The organism is Cupriavidus mimosae (genome assembly GCF_023952485.1).
Classification (GTDB): domain Bacteria; phylum Pseudomonadota; class Gammaproteobacteria; order Burkholderiales; family Burkholderiaceae; genus Cupriavidus; species Cupriavidus taiwanensis_C.
Genome location: NZ_JALHRY010000096.1, coordinates 1 through 926 on the forward strand (window position 1 = coordinate 1; position 926 = coordinate 926).

1 protein-coding gene is annotated in these 926 nt (G+C 65.7%); it reads left to right on the plus strand.

Going from position 1 to position 926, the window contains the following annotated elements; genetic code table 11:
• On the plus strand, positions 1-926 hold a 926-nt coding region (prpC, locus tag MKD50_RS30475; protein ID WP_252669771.1), incomplete at both ends, for a bifunctional 2-methylcitrate synthase/citrate synthase.

Consider the following 926-nt stretch of genomic DNA (forward strand, 5'->3'; position numbering starts at 1 on the left):
CCGCCTACAAGGCCAAGCTGAAGAGCCTGCGCGGCCTGCCCGCCAACGTCAAGGCGGCGCTCGAATGGGTGCCCGCCAGCGCGCACCCGATGGACGTGATGCGCACCGGCGTGTCGGTGCTGGGCACGGTGCTGCCGGAGAAGGAAGACCACAACACCCCGGGCGCGCGCGACATCGCCGACCGCCTGATGGCCAGCCTGGGTTCGATGCTGCTGTACTGGTACCACTACAGCCACAACGGCCGCCGCATCGAAGTGGAAACCGACGATGACTCGATCGGTGGCCACTTCCTGCACCTGCTGCACGGCGAGAAGCCGTCGGCGCTGTGGGAGCGCGCCATGAACACCTCGCTCAACCTGTATGCAGAGCACGAGTTCAACGCCTCGACCTTCACCGCGCGCGTGATCGCCGGCACCGGCTCGGACATGTACTCGTCGATCGCCGGCGCGATCGGCGCGCTGCGCGGCCCCAAGCACGGCGGCGCCAACGAGGTCGCGTTCGAGATCCAGAAGCGCTACGACAACCCGGACGAGGCCCAGGCCGACATCACCCGCCGCGTCGAGAACAAGGAAGTCGTGATCGGCTTCGGCCACCCGGTGTACACCACCGGCGACCCGCGCAACCAGGTGATCAAGGAAGTGGCGAAGAAGCTGTCGAAGGACGCCGGCTCGATGAAGATGTTCGACATCGCCGAGCGCCTGGAAACCGTGATGTGGGACATCAAGAAGATGTTCCCCAACCTGGACTGGTTCAGCGCGGTCAGCTACCACATGATGGGCGTGCCCACCGCGATGTTCACGCCGCTGTTCGTGATCTCGCGCACCTCGGGCTGGGCCGCGCACATCATCGAGCAGCGCATCGACAACAAGATCATCCGCCCCAGCGCCAACTACACCGGGCCGGAGAACCTGAAGTTCGTGCCGATC